This is a genomic window from Muricauda sp. SCSIO 64092 (genome assembly GCF_023016285.1).
GTDB lineage: Bacteria > Bacteroidota > Bacteroidia > Flavobacteriales > Flavobacteriaceae > Croceivirga.
The window spans coordinates 4,621,857-4,643,531 of sequence record NZ_CP095413.1; the positions used below are offsets into that span (position 1 = coordinate 4,621,857).

General features: G+C 43.3%; 18 protein-coding genes. 8 read left to right on the plus strand and 10 right to left on the minus strand.

From position 1 onward, the window contains the following. Positions 1-43: 43 nt before the first annotated feature. From L0P88_RS19205 to L0P88_RS19245, 9 genes are all read right to left on the minus strand, one after another. On the minus strand, positions 44-718 hold the full coding sequence (locus tag L0P88_RS19205) for a response regulator transcription factor (RefSeq protein ID WP_247131508.1): 675 nt from the start codon (positions 716-718) through the stop codon (positions 44-46). Between the two features lie 128 nt (positions 719-846). Then, entirely contained in the window at positions 847-1,824 is a 978-nt protein-coding gene (locus L0P88_RS19210) for a tetratricopeptide repeat protein (RefSeq protein ID WP_247131509.1), read from the minus strand. Between the two features lie 72 nt (positions 1,825-1,896). Next, positions 1,897-2,517: an aminotransferase class IV gene (locus tag L0P88_RS19215; protein WP_247131510.1), complete on the minus strand. Its 621-nt coding sequence runs from the start codon at positions 2,515-2,517 to the stop codon at positions 1,897-1,899. After that, positions 2,480-3,502 carry an aminodeoxychorismate synthase component I gene (locus L0P88_RS19220; RefSeq protein ID WP_247131511.1) on the minus strand — a complete coding sequence of 341 codons (1,023 nt, stop codon included), beginning with the start codon at positions 3,500-3,502 and terminating at the stop codon, positions 2,480-2,482. Before L0P88_RS19220 ends, L0P88_RS19215 begins: the two co-directional genes overlap by 38 nt. Further along, positions 3,468-4,736, minus strand: a complete 1,269-nt coding sequence (locus L0P88_RS19225; RefSeq protein WP_247131512.1) for an adenylosuccinate synthase — start codon at positions 4,734-4,736, stop codon at positions 3,468-3,470. Before L0P88_RS19225 ends, L0P88_RS19220 begins: the two co-directional genes overlap by 35 nt. Before the next feature lie 12 nt (positions 4,737-4,748). Continuing rightward, positions 4,749-5,204, minus strand: coding sequence for a Fur family transcriptional regulator (locus tag L0P88_RS19230; RefSeq protein ID WP_158780245.1), 456 nt, complete (start codon positions 5,202-5,204; stop codon positions 4,749-4,751). Between the two features lie 43 nt (positions 5,205-5,247). Then, positions 5,248-7,452 (minus strand): RelA/SpoT family protein, encoded by a 2,205-nt coding sequence (locus tag L0P88_RS19235; protein ID WP_247131513.1) that lies wholly within the window; start codon positions 7,450-7,452, stop codon positions 5,248-5,250. A gap of 44 nt (positions 7,453-7,496) precedes the next feature. Further along, positions 7,497-8,729 carry a M48 family metallopeptidase gene (locus L0P88_RS19240; RefSeq protein ID WP_247131514.1) on the minus strand — a complete coding sequence of 411 codons (1,233 nt, stop codon included), beginning with the start codon at positions 8,727-8,729 and terminating at the stop codon, positions 7,497-7,499. Positions 8,730-8,734: 5 nt separating this feature from the next. Further along, a complete protein-coding gene (locus L0P88_RS19245) occupies positions 8,735-9,508 on the minus strand; it encodes a TrmH family RNA methyltransferase (protein ID WP_247131515.1) in 774 nt (257 codons plus the stop codon). A gap of 275 nt (positions 9,509-9,783) precedes the next feature. Between L0P88_RS19245 and L0P88_RS19250 the strand changes: the two genes are divergently transcribed. Further along, on the plus strand, positions 9,784-10,581 hold the full coding sequence (locus L0P88_RS19250; protein ID WP_247131516.1) for a DUF6503 family protein: 798 nt from the start codon (positions 9,784-9,786) through the stop codon (positions 10,579-10,581). Between the two features lie 68 nt (positions 10,582-10,649). Here the strand turns inward: L0P88_RS19250 and L0P88_RS19255 are convergent, their stop codons facing one another. After that, positions 10,650-11,024 (minus strand): histidine triad nucleotide-binding protein, encoded by a 375-nt coding sequence (locus tag L0P88_RS19255; protein ID WP_409557737.1) that lies wholly within the window; start codon positions 11,022-11,024, stop codon positions 10,650-10,652. Between the two features lie 283 nt (positions 11,025-11,307). On the opposite strand from L0P88_RS19255, the gene L0P88_RS19260 reads away from it, so the two are divergent. The 7 genes from L0P88_RS19260 to L0P88_RS19290 all read left to right on the plus strand — a co-directional run bounded on the left by L0P88_RS19260 (position 11,308) and on the right by L0P88_RS19290 (position 21,645). Further along, positions 11,308-11,829 carry a 5' nucleotidase, NT5C type gene (locus L0P88_RS19260; protein WP_247131518.1) on the plus strand — a complete coding sequence of 174 codons (522 nt, stop codon included), beginning with the start codon at positions 11,308-11,310 and terminating at the stop codon, positions 11,827-11,829. Position 11,830: 1 nt separating this feature from the next. Beyond that, positions 11,831-12,541, plus strand: coding sequence for an alpha/beta hydrolase-fold protein (locus tag L0P88_RS19265; protein WP_247131519.1), 711 nt, complete (start codon positions 11,831-11,833; stop codon positions 12,539-12,541). After that, positions 12,478-13,281, plus strand: coding sequence for a M15 family metallopeptidase (locus L0P88_RS19270; protein WP_247131520.1), 804 nt, complete (start codon positions 12,478-12,480; stop codon positions 13,279-13,281). Before L0P88_RS19265 ends, L0P88_RS19270 begins: the two co-directional genes overlap by 64 nt. 182 nt (positions 13,282-13,463) lie before the next feature. Next, positions 13,464-14,087 carry a Crp/Fnr family transcriptional regulator gene (locus L0P88_RS19275; protein WP_247131521.1) on the plus strand — a complete coding sequence of 208 codons (624 nt, stop codon included), beginning with the start codon at positions 13,464-13,466 and terminating at the stop codon, positions 14,085-14,087. Between the two features lie 552 nt (positions 14,088-14,639). Next, the gene (locus tag L0P88_RS19280; protein WP_247131522.1) at positions 14,640-15,272 is read left to right on the plus strand and encodes a DUF4347 domain-containing protein; all 633 of its coding nucleotides are present in this window, start codon (positions 14,640-14,642) and stop codon (positions 15,270-15,272) included. 19 nt (positions 15,273-15,291) lie between these two features. Further along, entirely contained in the window at positions 15,292-20,736 is a 5,445-nt protein-coding gene (locus L0P88_RS19285) for a gliding motility-associated C-terminal domain-containing protein (RefSeq protein ID WP_247131523.1), read from the plus strand. Between the two features lie 21 nt (positions 20,737-20,757). Beyond that, positions 20,758-21,645 (plus strand): type IX secretion system membrane protein PorP/SprF, encoded by an 888-nt coding sequence (locus L0P88_RS19290; protein WP_247131524.1) that lies wholly within the window; start codon positions 20,758-20,760, stop codon positions 21,643-21,645. The last annotated feature ends 30 nt before the right edge of the window (positions 21,646-21,675 follow it).

Sequence of the window (21,675 nt, forward strand, 5' to 3'; positions counted from 1 at the left end):
TCACCATCCAAATACAAAATAGATAGTGAATCAATTAAGGAAATTATATAAGGTTCAATTCTTCTTTTGCAAATTTTAGAAGCTCTTTCTTACTTGGCGAAGGCGCACCAATTCTCTCAGCGATTATTCGTTTTCTATTTTCAATGCCAGAGAGAGAAAGACCAATTTTCTTTCCAATTTCAGGTAAGCTTAATCCCTGATCCATTAATCGAATAATTTTTAGGTCCCTTTTATCAATTTTGTTGATTAACAACTTATCTCTCCTCATAAGGAAATCATTGACTTCCTGACTATATACTCTCGATCCGTTTAAAATCAACTGTAATTTCTTCTTGATACCAGCATAATCCAAATCTGTTTTTATGAGAAAACTAGAAGGGTTCAGATTTTCGAAAATAGAATTAAATAGATAATTATCGGAGATGGAAGTGATAACAACAATTTTACACTTGGGGTAGACTTGCCTTATCTTAAAACCTATTGTTAATCCATTTTCGTTATCGTTATTTTTCGAACCAAGACGATAATCAAGCAAGCATAAATCAAGCCCCTTGTTTTTTTGGAACTTTTTGTCCAGTAAATTTAGTGTGGAATCATACGTATTACACTCCAAAATATGAAATGGTCCTATATCCTCTTCCTTTTCAAGGTCTTTAAGGATGTTTCTATAGGCATAACATAGTAAAGGCTCATCCTCTACGATCAGAATTTCGGTCATGGTTGGATATAGTGTATATTCAAAACGTTTATCGACCAAAAAATATTTTATCCTGACAATTCTAATTTTGACTGAAAGTAGGATTTTTGAGATAAGTGTTAAGATGGATTTAGAAAGGTTTAGGGTTTCTACATGGGATTAAAAAGCCTTTTCCAATCGGCTTCTGCCGCCAGGTAGGCAAAAGAGTAGGGATTGCCATTGTCCAAAAGCCTTTTGTACAGGCGTTTGGCCTTTGTGGTGTCTTTAGCCTGATACAGATTCCAATTGCCGAGTCCGTAAAAATACACATCGTCGGATGAGGAACCGTCCCCAATCATTTGTAACTGATTTTCCTCCAGCAAACCTTTATAAAAAAGGCACATATCATGATATCGGGTGTTCTCAATGATATCCATATTTTTTGTTACTCCGGAGATTTCCGAAAGGGCTTCGTCATCTTGTCCCATGCGTTTTAATATCATGAACAACCAATGGCCACCCGAAACCAGGTTATCATCGTATTTGTTGGTTACCTCCCTTTGTAGATACGCATAAAGGGCATTTTCCATATCCCCTTTCAGATAATGGGCCAGCCCTAGGTGATACCAAATGTTTCCATGAAGTGTACTAATGGGAATGTTCCGTGCATTGGGGAGGCCATCGGGCTCCACTTGGTCCGATCGATTCCCAATAAGAACAGTGGCTTTTTTCAAATCTGCAATGGCCTTATCGTATTGCCTGATGGAAATGTAACGATGACCGCGATGACGGTACATTCTTGCATCTTTGGGGAATTTTTGAATTCCCTCGGTATAAATGGAAATGGCCTTTTGAAAATGACCCAGATATGCCGTTCGCCTTCCATACCAAATCAATACCTCTGCACTGTCAGGATACTTGGTATAGTTTTTAAGGGCCTCATCATACTTACTTTTTGCCTTACCCTTTTTCATTGGGGGAGTGAAAAGGGTATCGCCCAAAAGGGTTATCGCTTCTATTGGCCTCTTGTATTCTTCCAAAGCGTTGGCTTTAGTTTTACTTTCCTTGGGGTTTTGTTGGCACGATAACACCAATGCCAATCCAATACATCTTACTGCAATTTTTAGATAATGGCTTTGAAAAAACATGATTTAAACTGATAGGCTCGTCCCTAAGGTACAAATTTGTAGGCTTTTAACTCCTATCTGCCAATAGGGTATTTACGTCATGATATTTTCAATGGGCAGGAAGAAATCAGGCTTAAAATCCAACATGGCATTAATCAATTGAAATCCTTGGAAGCTATGGATGTCCTTAAGTGGAATTGGAATTTCTTCCACTTTCCCAATTTCCAACAATTGGGTCCTTTTGGTGCCATTTAATAAGTAGGTGGTTGGCGTATACCAATGGTTTTTGTCCAAGAACACAATATTGGCATAGGAACTATCGGTTATATACCCGTTTTTGACAATCAGAATGTCATCACAGTGGCCCCTTTTTTTAAAGAGGGTATTTAATTGACTTCTGTCCTCAAATTTTAAGTCGTAGTCAAGGATATCATCAAAAGTAAGTTTCAAATTGTGGATACTTCTTTTTTTGTAGGGTTTAAAGGAGTACGTTTTTTCATCCTTGTTATAGCCGATGCGCAGCTTTACCCTTCCTTTCCTGTACTGTGGGGGGATAGTGATTTCTTCAAATAAATCGAAATCGGGCTTTTCCCAATAGAATTTTTGATAGGACTTCCTGAAGCGTCCGGAGTGGTATTCCGCATTTTGAACAACACCGTTCCATACACAAATACTCTCAAACAGTGGGAATGTATATTTTGTTGATGAGTTCAATATATTCGTCCTTCACATTACTTTGATGGGTGATTCCCCCACCACTTTTGTACCAGAATTGTTCATTTTCCTTTTCGATAAATCGAATGGCCACCCCACTATCTATGGTTTTACCATCGAATATGCCAAATACCCCGGTATAAAACCCGCGCTCATATTTTTCCGCCTTGTCAATGATTTCCAAGGTTTTTGGTTTTGGGGCACCACTAATGGAACCGGCCGGCAACATCCGTAACATAAGCAATCCAAAATCCTTCTTCCAGTCCCTTCGTAATCTCCCTCGAATTTCGGAACTACTTTGCAAAATCTCACCCTTGGCGGTTTTTATTTTTTCCAGATACCTAAATTTTGTTACCCGGACATCCCTGGCAACAATGGAAAGGTCATTCCGGATAAGGTCTACAATGGTATGGTGTTCTTGCTGTTCCTTGGTATTGTCCATAAGCAAATCGGCAGCACCTTCCAATGATGCATCTATGGTCCCCTTCATGGGATAGGAGTAAATATGCCCGTCCTTAATTTTGATGAAACATTCCGGTGAAAAACAAACAAATTGGTCCTTGTACAACAATTTATAGGGAGCATGGGCCTTACGAAAAACGGATTTTAAATCCAATGGGGAACTGATTTTACTGGGGAAGGTAAGGTTCACCAGAAAGCTGTTTCCCGCTTTTAGGTTTTGGACCACTTTTTCAAACCCTTCCAAATAGGATTTGAACGGGAATGGTTCTACGTCAATTGCCGGAACAACGGAGGCCTTTGTATCCTTGTACCCGTTTTGGGCGTTGGATATTCCGTTGATATCAAATACAATATCGTTTTTATACGCCTCATCAAAGGAATAAGCGAGGGCCTTGCTCTTATCAAAGTTGATGATGAACAAAAAGGGTTGCTCGTTTTCAAGAAACCTTGCCGATTTCTCCGTAAACTCAGTAATGGTCATTAGTTCACTACCTGTGAATGGTCTGTAACCTGTCCGGTCCAACGGACACAATTTTAATAGGAACCTCCAGTTGCTTTTCAAGAAAGGCAATGTATGCATTTAAGGCCGGTGGAAGCTCATTGGCCTTGGTCATTTCCGTTAAATCCTGTGACCAACCTTTCAGTTCCGTGTAAACAGGTACTACATTATTTCCCTCAATGTTATAAGGTAAATGTTCCACCTTTTTCCCTTTGTACGTATATGCGGTACAGATCTTTATGGATTCAAAACCACTGAGCACATCTGCTTTCATCATCATCAAATCCGTTACGCCATTTATTCGTACGGCATACTTAAGGGCCACCAGATCCAGCCATCCACAACGTCTGGGTCTACCGGTGGTTGCACCAAATTCGTTGCCCACCCGTCCCATGGTCTGCCCATCGTTGTCAAATAGTTCCGTTGGAAAAGGGCCACTGCCCACACGTGTGGTATAGGCCTTGAAGATTCCCAAAACCCTTCCTATTTTCCCAGGGGCCACACCAAGACCGGTACAAGCGCCCGCAGCTGTGGTATTGGAAGAGGTGACAAAAGGGTAGGTCCCAAAATCGATGTCCAATAGGGAACCTTGGGCACCTTCGGCCAAAATCTTTTTGCCATTGGCCATAGCATCAAAGATATATTGCTCACTATCAATGAATTTTAGCTTTTTGAGTGCTTCAATACCTTCACAGAACTCATCTTCCAACTCTTTTAGGTCATATTGGATATCCACATTGTAATAAGCGATCATTCCTTCGTGCTTATTGGCCAGGGAACGGTATTTGTCTTTCCAATTGTCAAATTCCAAATCGCCCACACGCATGCCATTTCGTCCCGTTTTGTCCATGTATGTTGGACCAATACCTTTTAGGGTAGAACCTATTTTGGCTTTTCCCTTGGCTGTTTCCGATGCGGCATCGAGCAGTCTATGGGTAGGTAGGATCAGGTGCGCTTTTCTGGAAATGAACAATTTTGTGGCAATGTCCAAATTGAATTTCTCCAAGTTGTCCAGTTCCTTTTTAAAGATGACGGGGTCAATTACCACCCCATTGCCCACAATATTTATGGCATTCTTGTGGAAAATTCCTGAGGGAATGGTGTGCAATACGTGTTTTATACCATTGAATTCAAGGGTATGTCCAGCATTTGGGCCGCCTTGAAAGCGGGCTATGATATCGTAATCTTTGGTTAGAACATCAACAATTTTTCCCTTTCCCTCGTCTCCCCATTGGAGTCCAAGCAATAAATCTACCATGAAGTTTTTTGGTTAGTCGGTTACTTTTTCTTCTTTGTTACGGGTACCATAGAAGTATAAGGAATGGGTATTGATCTTAATATCAAATACTTCCTCAATGGTCTTTTTGATGGATTGTATGCGTGGGTCACAAAATTCCACAACCTCTCCCGTATCAGTAAGAATAACATGATCGTGTTGACGGTCAAAATAGGATTTTTCATACTGCGCCTGTGCCGATCCAAACTGATGTTTTCGAACCAATTTGCAATCGAGCAAAAGTTCAATGGTGTTGTACAATGTTGCCCTACTCACCCTGTAATTCTTGGTTTTCATTTTAATGTAAAGGGATTCCACATCAAAATGATCGTCGCTGTCATAGATTTCCTGGAGTATGGCGTAACGTTCAGGTGTTTTTCTATGCCCATTTTCCTCCAAAAAAGTGGTGAATACGTTTTTAACTATTTCTTGGTTTTTGTCGTTGTCCATAGCCTATATCTCCGTCGTAAAAAGCAAATTTACATCGAATTAATTAAACTCTGATTACCTTATCGATACCACCAATCTGCTTTAGGTTATTGATCAACTTCTTGAGGATATTATTATTCTTGACCACAAGGGTGATCTTACCTGTAAATGTACCCCCTTCCGCACTAAAATTAAGGTTGCGCATGTTCACGTGCATATTGTCCGATATGATATTGGTAATTTCATTGACAAGTCCTAGATTGTCAATACCGGTAATCCTTATATCAACGGTAAATTCTTCCTGTGTGGAATCAATCCATTTGGCGGACATTATTCGGTACGCATAGTTGGATTGCAATTGAATGGCATTGGGACAGTCTTTTTTATGCACTTTGATGCCATCACTTACACTTAAAAACCCAAATACATTGTCTCCGGGAATGGGATTGCAACATTTGGCCAGTTTATAACTGAGTTTGTCCTCTTCCTGCCCAAACACCAACATATCATAGTTATGGGTGATTTCTTCCCTGTCAATATCATCGGGAACATTTTTCCGTCTGATCTTACTTTTAAAGAAGTTAAGGAAGGCATTGTTGTAGGAAGAAGCAAAATCCTTGATTTTCTGATTGTCAATAGCCCCATTGCCCACTCTAAAGAACAGGTCCAAACTGGTCTTTAGCTTGAAGTAATTGACCATTTTATTGACCACATCTTCGTTGAGGTTGATTTTTTGGGATTTCAGTTTTCTACGGAGCATTTCCTTTCCTTCTTCGGCAATCTCCTTTTTCTCTTCCCTTAACGAAGACTTTATTTTTGCCCGTGCCCGCGCCGTATTGGCATAATCCAACCAGTTTTGGTTGGGTTTGGCGGAGTCCGAGGTCATTATTTCTACCTGGTCCCCACTTTGTAGTCTGGAGTTTAAGGGAACGAGCTTTCCATTTACTTTGGCACCACGGGTTCTCATGCCTACTTCCGTATGGATATGAAAGGCAAAATCCAAAGGCGTTGCCCCTTTGGGTAAGGATTTTAGTTCGCCCTGGGGAGTGAATACGAAGATCTCCTTGGAGTAAAGGTTTAATTTAAACTCCTCTACAAAATCCACGGCATTGCCATTGGAATTCTCCAAGGCCTCCTGCAAGCGGTTTAACCACTGTTCTATACCCTGTTCGTTTTGTTCGCCATGTTTGTACTTAAAGTGGGCCGCGTATCCCTTTTCGGCAATTTCATGCATTCGTTCGCTACGTATCTGTACCTCCACCCACTTGCCCTCGGGACCCATAACCGTGATATGAAGGGCTTCATAACCCGTTGATTTTGGAGAGGTAATCCAATCCCGTAACCGAACTGGATTTGGAGTAAAATGGTCCGTAACTATGGAATAGATCTTCCAGGCGATAAACTTTTCGTTCTTCCTATCGGATTTGTAAATAATCCGGATGGCGAACTTGTCATAGACCTCGTCAAAGGCAATGTTCTTTTTTACCATTTTTCGCCTTATGGAAAAAATGGATTTCATCCGCCCCTTGATGTAGTAGTTCAACCCCTCCTCGTCCAAAGAGTTTTCTATGACCTTGGTAAAAGAATTGATGTATGCCTGTTTCTCTTCTTCCGTATCCTGGATTTTCCCCTGGATATCATAATAAACCTCTGGTTCGGTATATTTTAAGCTAAGGTCCTCCAGCTCGGTCTTGATGTTGTACAAACCTATTCTGTGGGCCAAAGGAGCATAAATGTAAAGGGTTTCCGAGGCAATTTTGACCTGTTTGTGCTCTGGCATGGCGTCCATGGTGAGCATATTATGGTACCTATCCGCAATTTTGATGATAATAACACGGACATCGTCATGCAGTGTCAACAGCATTTTTCTGAAGTTCTCTGCTTGTTGACTTATGTTCTTATCTTTTTTTAGGTGTGAGATTTTAGTAAGACCATCAACAATTCGGGCTACGGTCTCCCCGAACATCCGTTCAATATCGTTCAAAGTGTAAGGGGTGTCCTCAACCACATCATGAAGCAGGGCAGAAGCTATGGAAATGGCGTCAAGACCAATTTCCGAAGCAACAATTTTGGCAACGGCTATGGGATGAAAAATATAAGCTTCCCCGGATTTTCTGCGCTGATCTTTATGGGCGTCCACAGCAACATCAAAGGCAGAACGTATCAGTTTCTTATCCTTTGGGGTAAGGGTTTGATAGCTTATGCGAAGTAATTTTTTGTATTCCTTCGCAATTTCCTTGTTTTCTTTTTCGATGGCCGCCTCCGTCATAGTAAATTAAAGTTACCATATTCCTTATTTGGAAACAACAAAAATTATGCCTTAAGGTTTTTGATACGCTCAATCAGGGGTGGATGGGAGTAGTGGACAAAGACATAGGCGGGGTGGGGGGTAAGGTTGCTCAGGTTGTTTTTGGACAGTTTCTTTAAAGAGCTTATCAATGGGTTGGAGGCAAAAGTGTTCTTTGCATAATCATCCGCCTGGAATTCAAATTTTCTGGAAAGATGGTTCATAAGTAAGCCGGTAACTATGGAAATAGGGCTATACAATAGAAAGAATGCCAGAAGTCCGGCATGATAACTTTCCTCTTGGACCCCTATGGACAAGGATAATTGGGGATAATTGATAAAAACGGAAAGGATATAGAGCATTATACCGGTCAATGCTATGGAAGCGAACATATTAAAAACAATGTGTTTGCGTTTGTAATGTCCTACTTCATGGGCAAGTACCGCTACTATTTCCTCTTCGTTCAGATCCTTGATCAGGGTATCGTACAGGGTGACCCTTTTTTGTTTTCCAAAGCCTGAAAAATAGGCATTCGCCTTGGTGGACCGTTTGGAACCATCGATTACAAAGATATTTTTTAAATCAAATCCTACTTTTTTAGCGTAGTTTTCAATGGCCATTTTTAAATCGCCGGCTTCCAAAGGTGTTTGTTTGTTGAACAAGGGAACCAATAACTTGCTATAAAATAGGTTTAGGGAAACCATGAATACCATGGCTATGAGCCAGATGTAAAGCCAAAAATTGACTCCTGCCCATTCCAGAAACCAAATAACAAGTGCCAATAGTCCACCGCCCAAAAGCATGGACAACAAACCGCTTTTTAAAATATCCAACCAAAAAGTGGCTTTGGTGGTTTTGTTGAAACCGTATTTTTCTTCAATGAAAAAGGTTTGGTAATAGGACAAAGGGAGGGAAACAATACTGCTCCCCAAGGCCAAAATCCCAAAGAAACCCAATGCCTGAAGAATACCATTATCGGTATATTCCCGGACAAAGTTATCCACGAAGCCAAAACCCCCGAAAACCAAAAAAAGGAGTATGACCGCTAATGAAATGCCATCTTTTAATAGTCCCAACCTATAATTTTCCCGATGGTATTCCTGGGCCTTTTGGTAATCCGCGGCATCAAAAATGTCCTGGAGTTCCTCGGGAATTTCCTTGAGAAAGTGTTTGGTGTTCAGATAGTCCAGAATGGTATCCATTAGGTACTGTATGACCAATATCCCAATAATGGTGTAAAACAGAAAGTCACTATCCATAAATGCTAAAATCCCCGTTGACGTTTGGCCTCAAAGATAAGTATTGCAGCGGATACGGATACATTCATGGAATCTATCTCCCCTAGCATGGGGATAATTATATTTTGATCGGAATTGTCCAACCATTCCGAACTCAGACCCGTTGCTTCGGTTCCAACGACAATTGCCGAAGGACCGGTGAAATTGGAATGGGTATACTTTTGGCTGGCCGTAAGGGCCGCACAAAAAATGCGGATGTTTTTACTTTTTAAAAAGCGGATGGTTTCTTCGGTACCGCCCATTCCTATTTGTGTGGTAAAAACACAGCCAACACTGGAACGGATGACATTTGGATTGTACAAATCGGATTTTGGATTCGCAATCAATACGGCATCCAGGTTTGCGGCATCCGCCGTTCGTAACAAAGCGCCAATGTTTCCTGGTTTTTCCGGGGCTTCGGCTACCAAGACCAAGGGGTTTTCGTGCAAGATAATGGCACCCAGATCATGGTTTTTTAATCTGGCGATGGCCATTACACCTTCTGTGGAACCCCTATGGGCCATCTTTTCATAAACCTCCCTGGACAGCTGAACTATTGGAATGGAACGCTTGGATCCCTGGGAAGGGACACTATTGGAAATATCGGGACAAACCAATAATTGCTCAATTTCATATCCTGCTTTAATGGCCAATTCCAACTCCCGTTGCCCTTCAATAACAAAGAGACCTGATTTCTTTCGTTCCCTGGATTTTGCCTTTAGACCCATGACCTTTTTGACCAAAGGATTTTTAAGGCTCATGATGTGTTTGGAATCTTGCAAGGGTGTTTTGGGCTATTGGTTTTAAATGAGTTCAAATTAAAGTTTAAAATCCCATAATTCCATTACGGATTGGATTAATTTCCTTTGTTCTTTTGGCATTTGATAGGAGAAACTACGCTGATACCAGTCGCTTTTTGGATGTAGCATGGTATCGTTGTCGCTGCAGTTACCCACAAGGAATCAAATTTTAAATGGGTTCAAATGTATTCCAATCGTAATTAAATTGTCAATTTTGCGACCATAAAAGAAAAACCATGAAACTTCAACTTCTAGTATTGTCCATCACTTTATTCGTATGCTCGTGTAAACCAGGTACCAAAGAAACCACTTTGGACAAATCAGGGGAGGCAACGGTGGCCGTCACAAAGAAAAAGGAATACCCGGAAGGATTGGACAAGGTTTTTGCGGCACATGGAGGACTTGACCTTTGGAAACAGCAACGGACCTTAACTTTTGAAATCCCCAAACCGGAAAATCCGGAAACCCATACTACGGATCTTTGGTCACGAACGGATAAAATTGTTAGCCCGTCGTACACACTGGGTTTCGATGGCAAGCAACCTTGGGTTGAAGGAGAGTATAAGGGAAATGCGGAATTCTACCACAATCTTATGTTTTATTTCTATGCCATGCCCTTTATTTTGGCCGATGATGGAATCATTTACAGAGGTACCGATAATCTGGAATTTGAGGGAAAAAGCTATCCGGGAATCAAAATTGGCTACAATTCTGGAGTGGGTACCTCACCAAAGGATGAGTATTATCTCCATTATAATCCCGATACCCATATTATGGAATGGCTGGGCTATACGGTGACCTACCGAACCGGAGAACCATCGGATAATGTAAAATGGATCCGCTATGATGATTGGAAGACAGTGAATGGATTGCTACTTCCAAATTCCATATCCTGGTACAACTATGAGGGAAAACGCATTAAGGACAAGCGAAATACGGTAACTTTTGAAAACATTTCCATTTCCAATGTTCCCGCGCCAACATCCTTTTATGTCAAACCCGATACGGCGGTTTACTACGTTAAACCGGAATGAGCCTTACAATTTCAATGGCATATGAAAATGCATGCTAACGTAGTGAGCTGATTTCCTTTTGTAATGCGTCAGTGCTGGTTCTTGTTCCTGTAATCCTGATCTACCATGGGGCCTAATTTTTTTCCTCCCATGATATGCATGTGTAGATGAAAGACGGATTGACCCGAGTCCTCATTGTTATTTATGGAAAGTCGATATCCCGACTCGGAAATTCCATGTTCCCTAGCCAGTTTTTTTGCCACAAGAAATAGCTTGCCAAGAACAAGGGCATCTTCCTCTTCCATATCGTTGATTGTATGGATTTCCTTTTTTGGCACAATCAAAAAATGTACGGGAGCCTGGGGCCTTAACGGAACAAAGGCTATGATTTCCTCATCTTCGTAAACGATGTCCGCAGGAGCTTCACGATTGATGATTTTTGTAAAAACCGACCCCTTTTCAATTTTTTCCGCTTTTTGTTTTAGGTATTCGGCACTTTGGGACTGCACATGATTGGCGCCCATTAGAATAAGAATACTAAAAATGGAGAATTGTAATTTTATCATTTTGAGGGTTAATTTGGACCTGAAATTAGTAATCATTCCTGTAAATATGTTAGGGAACAAGACCTTTATCAATCCTTTGTTTTGAAAGTAAGTGGTTTTTTGCATTATTTCTCCATTAAGATTTTCGGTACCATTTTAGTTTTGACCTGTTTTTGACGTATTTCGCAAAAAAATTTGGATTATGACCCTTTTTATAGATATGGACGAGGTAATTGCCGATGCCTATCAAGCCCACATTGATATCTATTACAATGAGTATGGAACCTCTTTTACCAAAGCGCAGTGTTCAGGAAAGGAATTTTGGCGTATGGTTCCGGAGGCACATCAAGCCAGTGTTAAAGACCATGCAAACAGGATCGGTTTTTTCAGGGATTTAGCGGTAATTCCGGATAGTCAGGAAGTTGTAAGGGAATTGTTCAAAAAATATCAGGTGTATATAGCCAGCGCGGCCATGCAGTTTCCCTATTCCTTAAAGGAAAAATCGGATTGGCTCGATAAGTTTTTCCCGTTCATCCCCTGGCAGCACCGGATATTATGTGGTCACAAGCATATCCTAAAAGGGGATATTCTCATTGACGATAGAAGCTATAATCTGGATAGATTTGAGGGGAGACGTCTATTGTTTACGTCACCCCATAATACCAATACCAAAGATTTTGAACGCGTATCTACATGGAAAGAAATAGCTTTATTACTTTTATGATATGCGGTTTTTTATTCCAATCGTGGTTGCCACCTTTGTGCTACAAGCCTGTTCTGCACAAGCTGATCTTATTGAAGGGGAACAGCGTATACGAGTAGAGGAAACCTTACAATACTACCTCTCTTATCCATCTGGTTATTTTGAAGGGGAAGATACCAGCTACGGAATACTACTCTTTCTCCACGGTGGCGGAGAAGCTGGTGGCGACTTGGATGACCTACAAAAGAACGGTCCTCCAAAAATGATGGCAGAGGGTTATCCTTTTCCCTTTTTGGTTTTGGCCCCACAGAACCCCCATCAAAAAAAGTGGTGGGACATTAAAGCAGTAAATCAATTGTTGGATTCCATAGTGGCGAACAATAGGGTGGATAAAAATAGAATGTATTTAACAGGGCTAAGTAGGGGAGGAAGTGCAGCTTGGGAAATGGCCGTACAATATCCTGATAAGTTTGCTGCACTGGCCGTTGTTTGTGGAATGGCACCCACGCCTTATGCCCATTGGTTGGAAAAGGAAATGCCCATTTGGGTGTTTCATGGGGTGGAGGACCAAGTAATCCCAGTTACAGAATCGGATACTATGGTCCGGAAGTTAGTGGAAATGGGGTATGATGTAAAATACAGCCGTTACGAAAATATAGGCCATAATTCATGGGAAAAAGCGTATACTACCGAAGAATTGTACCAATGGATGGCAAATCAAAAGAAGGAATGATGTACAGGGTATTGATCATACTCATTGTCTTTATGGGTGCTTGTAAACATTCCGAGAAGAATGGGGCTGGGATATCCACAAACAGAGACGCCCTTCAGGAAAAGCAAGCGATCGATACCACAATTACCAAGGATACTTTGCCAGTTCAAGTTTCCAAAAGAAAAGTGCTGTACGATTCTTTTGACGGTTTTGCCGATACCACTTTTGTACGATTGGCCGATTTTAGCCATGACTTTGTCTATGATTTGCGCTACGCCACCACCAATAATTTCCTAAAATCCAAGGTGTATGACTGCGCCGAGTGCTATACCCGCGTGAAAACGGCAAGGGCCTTGATCAAGGCCAATGACGAATTTATGGGAAAGGGCTACCGAATAAAATTCTTCGATTGTTATCGCCCCAATTGGGTGCAATTTAAAATGTGGAAGTTGGTACCCAATCCCCAATATGTAGCCAACCCCGTTAAAGGTTCCATACACAACAAAGGGGGTGCGGTGGACATTACCCTGGTGGATTTGGAGGGCAATGAATTGGATATGGGGACGGATTTTGACTTTTTTGGAAAAAGGGCCTATCATGATAATACGGACCTTCCACAACATATTCTAAAGAATCGAAAACTGCTCAAGGAAACCATGGAGAAACATGGATTTTGGTCCATACGCACCGAATGGTGGCATTACAATCTTTCGTCGGCCTCCCAGGATAAAATAGCCAATTTTAAATGGCCCTGTGACTAAGGGAAATTTTTATCGTTGGTATGGTTTTCCGCCGTTTTTTTATATCGGCATTCACTAAATTAGTTTCATGCTAAGCAGGATAAAGAGCACTAATAAGCTCATTGGATCCATCTACCTATTAACCAAACGAGTATGTAAATTTAGCACTGAAAATTGGCCTTGCAATTATCCTTAATTCCTAAATGAGACCGACCAAAAAGATCCACAGAAACTTTTTTGCATTAATATATCTTAATTCCATCGTTCCCTTAAGTACCGAAGTCAAGGGCTTTTTGGCGGAACATGTTAGAAGTATCCAATTTTCCAAAGGAGATGTTGTCTATAAAGAGGGGGATATCTGTACCAAATTGTATTTGATCAAGAAGGGGCTTGTACGAGGGTATTTTTTGAACGGGGGGAAGGACGTCACAACATGGATAAGTACTGATAATGAGATTTTTACATCCATTACAGGGTTTTTTACCACCCAACCGGTAAAGGAAAACATCCAGTGTTTGGAAGATACCGATTGCCTGTATTTGGAGTACGGGGATTTGGAATATGGTATGCGTACGTTCTCGGAGTTTGGGGAGTTGTACCGCAAATTGTTGATTGATTATTATATCCATGCGGAAAATAGGGCTTTTATGGCTAGGATTCCCAGCGCCCGGAAACGATGGAACTATTTTACGGAAACCAACAAGCTCGAACTAATTGACAGAATACCAAATAAATACCTCTCCTCGTTACTGGCGATGCGGCCTGAGACCCTCTCCCGAATTATCAAGGAACACGCCGAATTCATGACGAAAAAAAGAACGGAATAAACCAAAGGGTATTTTGGCCAACATTTGGACATAACCATACAAAAGGCCCATATCATAGGTATGCGTTCAGCTTTTCCATAAAGCCAATTTCGATGGTATTCCTGTTGTGCAGGAATTCAAAAATCAATTTATGTATAGGTAAATATCACGAATGCCATCCACTTTATTGGCATGTAGTGAAGCGTCATTTTTAAGCTTTCGCGATTGACGAAAACCAATTTGCCAAGGAATTAATTGACATTTATCAAGCAAGTTCAAAATAATTTGAACCAAACAAAAATATTGCCGTTATCAATTTCGCACACAAAAAGCAAGAAAAGTATTACAAACATAAATTGATAACAAATGATTCAAATCTACTTTCACAAGCCTATTGCCAATGCACTTCTCCAATCCACGGGAGGTAGCCTCTCAAATAGTGCCCTGCCCCATTAAAGTTTGGCGAATTCCTGGGAAGGCCAATGGATAGGGATTTTCGCCCGAGCAATCCAGTTGGAATTTCCATAAAAACCCAAAATCAATTTTAACCAAAATTAATTATCAAACCTTAACATGAAAAAATCCTTAAACCCTAACAGCTTCAATAAGAATGGGATAACTATGGTGGTTATCGTATTCCTAACATTTCTTTTTACGGGCCAATCCAAAGACCTAATCTTTGTCAATCAAGATATTAGGCAAAAGGTACAGTTGGTAAACACCGATGCACCACCTGAGGAATTGGTCATCATTGGACATTCTTTTGACAATAAGATTTCACTAAAAGCTTCATTGCCCGTTGAGGTAATGCTACTTGAAGTCTCTTATTCCGATGAGTTACTGATCCAATTGAATAATGCACTACGGGACAACCCCAACATTACCAATATTCATTTGTTTTCGAAAACCAATGAAAGTGCAATTGAACTGGGCAATGATATTTTAAATGGGGATACCCTTGAGACTTACACGGACGTTCTGGACGATATTTCGGCGCATCAGGATGGGGATGATTTGAACCTTTTTGTCTATAGTTGCTCGCTCTCGGACAATGCAAATGGTCTTTCTTTTTTGAGCAGATTGGCAAACAAGACGAAGTTCAATGTGTTGAGTGCTACAAATTGTGATTCCATACGGGATGAGGGTTTCGTTTTTGATTATAGCACAGCAAACAAAGTGGTTCCCATGCCTGCCCTTTTTCACTAAACCAACCTAAAATTTTACCATGAAAATAGCTTTAAAACCGATTACGGTACTATTGTGCCTTATATCCACCTGCCTTGCTACCGCGCAGACCGTAGATATGGAGGTCCGGCAAGGCCCCAATATAGATGTTGTACTTACCGTAGGGATTACCGATCAGGATATCGAAACCTTCGAGACCGATTTGGACAATGCACTTAGAAGTAAGGGCATCCCGGCAGGAAAACTATCTGTCCAGGGTTTTGAACGAACCACAATTTCTTCAAACGCTGCAGACGCAGCGGCCATCTTCAATAATTGGACACGTTGGGGGTTCAATCCCCAGACATGGGAGTTTGTTGATGCCGAGCGGATCATCCGGAGGATCAATAATGATAGAATGGCAGGTTTTTATGACCCCAACTTCGATTCCTCCAATTATACCTTGGAAGTAGAGATGACCACAAATGGTGGCGACGATGATGATATGGGGATTACTTTTGGAATGGGAAATGGAGCTGTGGGATCCTATCTTTTTAATCTGTCGGGACGTGTTAGAACTTTTACGACCAATGAATACATACCAGGCGATGGATTTGCAAGTGGTCTTTACCAAATAACCCGGGATGATGGCAACGCAAATCCACAACATTACATTCAAGGCATCCAGGGAGCTGCATCCACGGTTTTTAACAATGCGAGTAATAACACGACGTGGTATGCCATAAAACTGGAGGTAAAAGGCAGAAATGCCAAAATCTGGGTGGATGATGTACTACTGATAGATTATACCGCACCACAGGATATTGGGGGGAGTTATGGATTCTTTTCAAATAGCCAACCCAACGCCACATTTAGAAATATTGAGGTTACCAGTCTCAGTTTAAAAAAGTTCAAGGATGTTTTAAGGGAGCCACAATGGCGAAATAGTGCCATGCGCTTTAATGTCAATCTTGATGATCAGGAAGTTGAGGATTTTGACAATGATGAGGACTTGTCAGAAATATTGATGCGCACCATAAACGAGGATGTGCACTACATCGGTTGGGGTAACAATATCAATCAGGCGCAGTTTGAACGCTTCGTTACCCAAAACAATAATAAAGGAACCTTTATCAATCGGGATATGGGGACCTACAGCAGTTGGATAGATGATATGGCCCAATACATTTATGATCAATACAATCTTGGGACAATTACACAGGGTGAAATATTCTTTACGGACCGATCTGTTGAAATTGCGGTAACCCCTGAACAGTTAAAGACCAATACTGCCAATTCCAGTTATTCTAACGGACGTTGGCGGATTACCCATGATGAAACGTATTTTGACAACAACCAAGGTCGGGCTTCATGGAGCGGCCTATATCTGGAGGACATACCGGAGGTGTATGACAAAGTCGGTAGATATACGTTTACCTTCGAGGATTTACCAACTGCACCTACCGTACTTTTCTTTCATAGAAGGCCTGTTGCCAGCTTTACCTATAGTGCAGGCACCGGCCTGATCAATAACACCTCTTATGATTTGGATGGGGGCGCCAATAACGGTATTGCCCAATCCGAATGGAGGTGGAAATCGGTCGATGCCAATACTACAAACGATTGGACCATTGGACAATTTGATAGAAATGCCGTCCCCGATGGACAGTATCTTATCATGTTACGGGTACAGGATTTCCAAAACACCTGGAGTAATCCAACAAGTATTTATGTGGAAAAAACAAGTGCATCTGGAGGTAATGATGACTTGCCCATTGCCCAATTTAACTTACTTCCGGACGTTTTGAATACCTTTTCCGGTAACATGACCGTAACCATTGAGGACAACTCGGTGGATCCCTTTGGGAGGAATCTTACTGTCCAGGAATGGATCGTAACACAACGGGTGTTCGATATAAATGGAGACCCCACGGATACCGAAATCTATAATGCCAATATACCCTTAACGGACTTTTCGGCATACAACAACCTAAGTGCTGAATACATCATAAGTCTCCGCACGCAGACCGATACGGGCGTATGGTCCTTACCCTTTTTTAGGTCATTGACCATTATCGACGATGATACCAATCCAACGATAACTGCAGATCCCGCTAATGGGACCATAGATACGGACACCACCATACAGCTCACATTTTCCGATGAAAGTGGAGGAAGTGGATTCGACGTGCAACGCTATGCCTTTCTTCAAAGTGATACGCCTCCTGCCGATGACGCGTCCGATTGGACTTCCTTGAGCAACAGTCAATCCAAGGACGTTTCTTTTACGGAAGGTGGAACGGGTTGGTATATCCATGCCCAGGCCAGGGACAATGCCGGTAATATAGCAACCCAATCTTTTGGACCCTTTGATGTGACCCTTGTTTTAAGTGCCGTGGATGACTTGGCACTGACCGATGAGGATACGGCAACGGACCCCATTGAAATTCTGTTCAATGATAAATTTGACACCAATGATTTTCCCTTGATCACAATTACCGCTCAAGGAACCAAGGGAACGGCAATCATAGATGGAAGTAACCAAATGGTGTATACGCCCAATGAAAACGAAAATGGGGCGGATACCGTAACCTATCAATTACAGGATACCAATACCATATCAACTGCCCAGGTGACCATTTCCATAAGGGAAGTGGACGATCCCCCGGTGGCTGTTGCGGATGCCTTTAACGTGGACGAAAATGCCACATTAAATGAAAACGTGGCTACCAATGATGTTGAACCGGATGGTGATGAGCGCGTGTATCATGAAATCAGCGGACCTTCCCATGCCACGAGCTTTACCCTGAATAATGACGGTTCCTTTACCTATGAGCACGATGGGGGTGAGGATATCCAGGATACCTTTACGTACAATTTTGAGGACGCGAATGCTTTTTCTGAAACCGTTACCGTTACCCTGACCATAAATCCAATAAACGATTTGCCCGAAGGTGGCGATATCGCACTGGATGTGGTTGAGGATGTTCCCTACAGCTTTTCAAATGCGGATTTTACGTTTACCGATGTTGACACAGGCGACAGCTTTAATGGCATTCAGGTGATAAGTCTGCCCTTAAGTGGAACCCTTACCTACAATGGAAATCCAGTATCGGGCAATGATCTCATTGATGATGTGACAAACTTGGTGTATACTACAGGAACAGGGGAATTCGGTTCGGACTACGCCACATTTGGGTTCAAAGTAAAGGATAGTGAAAATGCGTTAAGTACCAATACCTATACCAATACCATAACCGCTTTGGAGGATACCGATGGTGATGGAGATCCCAATACCACGGATAACGACGATGACAACGACGGTACCCCGGACACGGATGACGATTTCCCGCTCGACCCGACCGAGGACACCGATACCGACGGTGACGGAACGGGCGACAATGCCGATACGGACGATGACAACGATGGTACCCCGGATATGGATGACGATTTCCCGCTCGACCCAACAGAGGACACCGATACCGATAGTGATGGAACGGGCGACAATGCCGATACGGACGACGATAACGATGGTACCCCGGATACGGATGACGATTTCCCGCTCGACCCGACCGAGGACACCGATACCGATAGTGACGGAACGGGCGACAATGCGGATATGGACGATGACAATGACGGTACCCCGGATACGGATGATGATTTCCCGCTCGACCCGACCGAGGACACCGATACCGATAGTGACGGAACGGGCGACAATGCGGATATGGACGATGACAATGACGGTACCCCGGATACGGATGATGATTTCCCGCTCGACCCGACCGAGGACACCGATACCGATAGTGACGGAACGGGCGACAATGCGGATACGGACGATGATAATGACGGTACCCCGGACACGGATGACGACTTCCCGCTCGACCCGACCGAGGACACCGATACCGATGGTGATGGAACGGGCGACAATGCCGATACGGACGACGATAACGATGGTACCCCGGATACGGACGATGATTTTCCATTGGATGCCAATGAGGATACCGATACCGATAGTGACGGAACGGGCGATAATGCCGATACGGATGATGACAATGATGGGACCCCGGACACGGATGATGATTTCCCAGTGGATGCCAACGAGGATACCGATACCGATGGCGACGGAACGGGCGATAATGCCGATACGGATGATGACAACGATGGTACCCCGGACACGGACGATGATTTTCCACTGGACGCCAATGAGGATACCGACACCGATGGTGATGGCACTGGCGACAATGCTGATACGGATGATGACAATGACGGTACCCCGGATACGGACGATGATTTCCCATTGGAGGCCAACGAGGATACCGATACCGATGGTGACGGAACGGGCGACAATGCGGATACGGATGACGACAACGATGGTACCCCGGATACGGAGGATGACTTCCCATTGGATGCCAATGAGGATACCGATACCGATGGCGACGGAACGGGCGACAATGCCGATACGGACGACGACAACGATGGTACCCCGGATTCTGAGGATGCCTTTCCCAAGGATGCCACTGAGGACACTGACACGGATGGTGATGGGGTAGGGGACAATGCCGATGAAGACGCCGATAATGATGGGATACCCGATGCGGAGGATGCCTTCCCCTTGGATGCCAACGAGGATACCGATACCGATGGCGATGGAGTGGGCGATAATGCGGATACGGACGATGACAACGATGGAACCCCTGATACGGAGGATGCCTTTCCCAAGGATGCCACTGAGGATACCGATACCGATGGTGACGGGGTAGGGGACAACGCCGATGAAGACGCCGATAATGACGGCGTGCCGGATATGGAAGATGCCTTTCCGAACGATCCCCTGGAAAGTTCAGATGCGGACGGTGACGGTATAGGGGACAATGCGGACACCGATGACAATAATGATGGGATTGAGGATATTGACTCCGATGGCGATGGTCTGGGAGATGAGGTAGATATCGATGATGACAACGATGGGGTACCGGATACGGAAGATGCCTTTCCAACAGACCCAACAGAAGATATGGATACTGATGGTGATGGCGTGGGCGACAACCTGGACGAAGACGATGACAATGATGGTTATCCCGATGCCATGGAAGTGGAACTGGGTACAAATTCCAAGGATCCCAATAGCTTTCCGGCAGATAATGATGGGGATGGGATTCCCGACAGTATGGACGATGATGATGACAATGACGGCATCGCCGATTGGGAGGATACCTTCCCATTCAGTTCCGAGCCTCCAATTGTGGCAGCAGAAGCGTTTACACCCAATGGGGATGGGATAAACGAGGCCTGGATGGTACCTGGAATCGAGAACTATCCGAACAATAGCGTAAGGGTCTTCAACAGATGGGGCAACCCGGTTTTTGAGACGGTAAGCTATCGCAATGACTGGGAAGGGTTCTACAGGGACAACAATGAAAAGCTGCCCCCCGGATCATATATGTACATCATAGACCTTGGCAATGGTTCGGCACCGATCCAAGGGTGGATCTATATCAACTATTAACAATTTATAAGACACAATATCATGAAATATCGACATAGCATTATCATTGGGGCCTTTCTCCTTTCGTTTATTGGAGTTTTTGGTCAGCAGGACCCGCAATATTCCTTTTATCGGTTCAATATGAACCTGTTCAACCCTGCCTTTGCCGGTACCGGTGAGGGTGGTGAGCTGACCTTGGGACTCCGTAGCCAATGGGCCGGGGTTGAGGGAGCGCCTGAGAGCCAGAGCGTACTGTTTTCGACCCCCATGGGAAACAAGGTGGGCCTGGGAGTGGCCATTTTAAACGATCGGACCTTTATAGAGAATCAGACCTGGGTGGCCCTTGACTTTTCCTATAAAGTGAAATTGAACGATGGCTACGACCTCTTTTTCGGATTGAAAGCCAGTGGGCAGTCTTACAGTGCCAATACCAATGGGCTAACCACCTTTGGGGTAGGTACGGACGGGTCCCTAATGGATTTCAACAGTAGGTTTACCCCCAATGTGGGCGTTGGGGTCTACCTAAGGCACTCGAACCATTTTCTATCACTGTCGGCCCCAAAGTTACTCACCCCGGACCGTTTGGAGGAACGTGACGGAGAGGCTTTTATGAGCGTTGACAAGCGGCATGTCTACCTTGCAGGGGGCTATGACTTTTTCCTTAGCAAGGACTTAACTTTGGAGGCCAGCAGTATGCTGCGGTACGTTGAGGCATCGCCCCTGGCGTTGGACCTTACGGCCATTCTGGATTTTGGCCGGAGGTTCCGTTTGGGGGCTTCCTACCGCTTGGATGCAGCTGTTAGCGGACTGTTCCTCTTCGATATCGGCCCAAAGTTCAATATAGGATATGCCTATGAAGCGGCGATACAGAACTCAATCAATGCCGTTGACAACAGTTCCCATGAGTTGTTCATGCGCTTAAGGATATGATGGCAATAATAAAATAAAAGCCCTAACAGC

What these genes read in the sequence shown, in the direction of transcription:
- L0P88_RS19275 (WP_247131521.1), top strand. Translation starts at nt 13,464, where the DNA reads ATGAGACCGACCAAAAAGATCCACAGAAACTTTTTTGCATTAATATAT.
- L0P88_RS19240 (WP_247131514.1), bottom strand. Translation starts at nt 8,729, where the DNA reads ATGGATAGTGACTTTCTGTTTTACACCATTATTGGGATATTGGTCATA.
- L0P88_RS19230 (WP_158780245.1), bottom strand. Translation starts at nt 5,204, where the DNA reads ATGGACAACGACAAAAACCAAGAAATAGTTAAAAACGTATTCACCACT.
- L0P88_RS19265 (WP_247131519.1), top strand. Translation starts at nt 11,831, where the DNA reads ATGCGGTTTTTTATTCCAATCGTGGTTGCCACCTTTGTGCTACAAGCC.
- L0P88_RS19260 (WP_247131518.1), top strand. Translation starts at nt 11,308, where the DNA reads ATGACCCTTTTTATAGATATGGACGAGGTAATTGCCGATGCCTATCAA.
- L0P88_RS19245 (WP_247131515.1), bottom strand. Translation starts at nt 9,508, where the DNA reads ATGAGCCTTAAAAATCCTTTGGTCAAAAAGGTCATGGGTCTAAAGGCA.
- L0P88_RS19290 (WP_247131524.1), top strand. Translation starts at nt 20,758, where the DNA reads ATGAAATATCGACATAGCATTATCATTGGGGCCTTTCTCCTTTCGTTT.
- L0P88_RS19210 (WP_247131509.1), bottom strand. Translation starts at nt 1,824, where the DNA reads ATGTTTTTTCAAAGCCATTATCTAAAAATTGCAGTAAGATGTATTGGA.
- L0P88_RS19285 (WP_247131523.1), top strand. Translation starts at nt 15,292, where the DNA reads ATGAAAATAGCTTTAAAACCGATTACGGTACTATTGTGCCTTATATCC.
- L0P88_RS19235 (WP_247131513.1), bottom strand. Translation starts at nt 7,452, where the DNA reads ATGACGGAGGCGGCCATCGAAAAAGAAAACAAGGAAATTGCGAAGGAA.
- L0P88_RS19280 (WP_247131522.1), top strand. Translation starts at nt 14,640, where the DNA reads ATGAAAAAATCCTTAAACCCTAACAGCTTCAATAAGAATGGGATAACT.
- L0P88_RS19270 (WP_247131520.1), top strand. Translation starts at nt 12,478, where the DNA reads ATGGGAAAAAGCGTATACTACCGAAGAATTGTACCAATGGATGGCAAA.
- L0P88_RS19205 (WP_247131508.1), bottom strand. Translation starts at nt 718, where the DNA reads ATGACCGAAATTCTGATCGTAGAGGATGAGCCTTTACTATGTTATGCC.
- L0P88_RS19250 (WP_247131516.1), top strand. Translation starts at nt 9,784, where the DNA reads ATGAAACTTCAACTTCTAGTATTGTCCATCACTTTATTCGTATGCTCG.
- L0P88_RS19225 (WP_247131512.1), bottom strand. Translation starts at nt 4,736, where the DNA reads ATGGTAGATTTATTGCTTGGACTCCAATGGGGAGACGAGGGAAAGGGA.